General features: G+C 45.3%; 2 protein-coding genes. One reads left to right on the top strand and one right to left on the bottom strand.

Features of this window, described 5'->3' with window-relative positions; all coding sequences use genetic code 11:
* The first annotated feature begins 25 nt into the window (after nt 1–25).
* On the top strand, nt 26–823 hold the full coding sequence (locus AC2FAJ_RS23465; protein WP_015059991.1) for an OXA-48 family carbapenem-hydrolyzing class D beta-lactamase OXA-48: 798 nt from the start codon (nt 26–28) through the stop codon (nt 821–823).
* Nucleotides 824–1,124: 301 nt separating this feature from the next.
* Here AC2FAJ_RS23465 and AC2FAJ_RS23470 read toward each other — a convergent pair whose 3' ends face one another.
* Nucleotides 1,125–2,036, bottom strand: coding sequence for a LysR family transcriptional regulator (locus tag AC2FAJ_RS23470; protein ID WP_015586033.1), 912 nt, complete (start codon nt 2,034–2,036; stop codon nt 1,125–1,127).
* Nucleotides 2,037–2,231 lie beyond the last annotated feature (195 nt).

Genomic DNA, 2,231 nt, shown 5'->3' on the forward strand with positions numbered 1-2,231 from the left:
ATATTGCATTAAGCAAGGGGACGTTATGCGTGTATTAGCCTTATCGGCTGTGTTTTTGGTGGCATCGATTATCGGAATGCCTGCGGTAGCAAAGGAATGGCAAGAAAACAAAAGTTGGAATGCTCACTTTACTGAACATAAATCACAGGGCGTAGTTGTGCTCTGGAATGAGAATAAGCAGCAAGGATTTACCAATAATCTTAAACGGGCGAACCAAGCATTTTTACCCGCATCTACCTTTAAAATTCCCAATAGCTTGATCGCCCTCGATTTGGGCGTGGTTAAGGATGAACACCAAGTCTTTAAGTGGGATGGACAGACGCGCGATATCGCCACTTGGAATCGCGATCATAATCTAATCACCGCGATGAAATATTCAGTTGTGCCTGTTTATCAAGAATTTGCCCGCCAAATTGGCGAGGCACGTATGAGCAAGATGCTACATGCTTTCGATTATGGTAATGAGGACATTTCGGGCAATGTAGACAGTTTCTGGCTCGACGGTGGTATTCGAATTTCGGCCACGGAGCAAATCAGCTTTTTAAGAAAGCTGTATCACAATAAGTTACACGTATCGGAGCGCAGCCAGCGTATTGTCAAACAAGCCATGCTGACCGAAGCCAATGGTGACTATATTATTCGGGCTAAAACTGGATACTCGACTAGAATCGAACCTAAGATTGGCTGGTGGGTCGGTTGGGTTGAACTTGATGATAATGTGTGGTTTTTTGCGATGAATATGGATATGCCCACATCGGATGGTTTAGGGCTGCGCCAAGCCATCACAAAAGAAGTGCTCAAACAGGAAAAAATTATTCCCTAGAAGTGGTTAGCGCGTATTTGTGTGAAATAGCCGTCATATAAGCTGTAAAGATATATGGACAAAATGCTGATGCTCGATGCGCTTGTAGTTAATGGCTCATACTTAATCGGTTAGGCCTAATCGACTTAAGCTCCGCGCGTTAACTTTTAGCCTGAGCATTAGCATCACATTCCTCAACGTAAAAAGCCTAGCCAATTTGCTAGGCTTTTTTGTTATCTAAATGGTCATGGTCACTCAACATTGGGATGTGTATAAAGGAATGGCGATGTCAGTAAAGGTGAATGCCGCTGCGATAAAGTGCCTAGCCCATCAAGGATTGTAGGCTTTCTTGGCTGCTAAAGCGTTTGACGAAAAAGTCCAAGAAGGCGCTGATATTGGTGGCTAATTGTCTGCGGCTCGAATACACCCCGTAGACCTTAAAGGGTTCAATCGGCCATTCCTGTAAGATTGGCACTAGCTGGCCGTTGGCGAGTTCGGTTTTGCAGGCGGAGTTTGATAGCATTGCAATCCCAAAGTCATCGAGGGCTAACTGCTTAACCATAATCGGGCTATTGACCCTGACTTTACGCTGAAAGTTTACCATGGTTTTGCGAGCACCTTTGCCTAAGGGCCATATGGGTGCTGAGCGGGATGTTCCTAGCAGAATACCACTATGATCGCTCAGCTCCTTAGGTGTTGCGGGGGTGCCGCGTGCTTTTAAATAGCCAGGGCTTGCTACCAGAATTGGTTGACGCTCGAACAGTAATCTTGCAACAAGATCAGAGGATTGCAGTGGCCCATATTTGATAGCTATGTCATATCCTTCACCCACCAAACCTATATCGTTGTCGGTAAACTGGACATCTAATTCCACATTGGGATATAAACGCATGAATCCGCTACAGAGGTTAGCAATTAATTCTTGGCTAAAAGAGACCGGAATGGCTATCCGTAATGATCCTGATACATCATCATGGGTACTCTCGATAACAGCCTTGGCCGCTTCCACCTCATTGCGAATGGAATCACAGTGTTGATAAAAGAGTGCCCCGACTTGGGTAAGACTCAGGTTACGGGTGTCGCGTTGTAACAATCGCACGCCTAGTTGTTCTTCAAGCTGCGCGATTTTGCGACTTATGGTGGATTTTGGGTGGCCGGTTTCACGTGCAGCTTGGGAGAATCCCTTTGCTCTCACTACGGCTGCAAATAGCATCATACCGTTTAAATCTGGCATGTTTTTCCCACTGTCTCATATTTGGAACATAGCGTCTTATGCAGTTTAATGGCATTTGGCGGGATAACAAAGTTATATTTATTGGCTAAAAATTTTCAGAGGCTAAAGCAGAGGATCTTTTGATGACCAGCAATAATCAGCCCAAACACATGACTCAAGCCCAAACGCCCGATCCGCTTTTTTTACAGGCCGAGC

The organism is Enterobacter cloacae complex sp. 385G4, assembly GCF_057320665.1.